Consider the following 232-nt stretch of genomic DNA (forward strand, 5'->3'; position numbering starts at 1 on the left):
GCGGTCAACCGCCGAGGTCCATCCGCGCCTGCTCGCCACGGGGGTGCGAGTGGAGCGGTGCTACGACGGCGAGGCCGCCGAGACTCTCCTGCTCGGCCACGAGGGTCGGTACGGGCAGCCCCGTTCGGCCGCGGCCGCCCTGGCGCGGCTGCACGGCGGCCCCGTACCACCCGATCCGCCGCAGCGCTCGGCCGGGCCGGGCGCGCAGTCGCCCCTCTTCGAACCCCAGCGC

The 232-nt window shown here is 78.0% G+C and carries 1 pseudogene; it reads left to right on the top strand.

What is annotated here, in order from left to right:
* Window positions 1-232, top strand: a pseudogene (locus tag J0695_RS45075) (bifunctional 3'-5' exonuclease/DNA polymerase); the annotation flags it as partial.

The sequence above is a fragment of the Streptomyces beijiangensis genome (assembly GCF_017315755.1).
Taxonomy (GTDB): Bacteria; Actinomycetota; Actinomycetes; order Streptomycetales; family Streptomycetaceae; genus Streptomyces; species Streptomyces beijiangensis.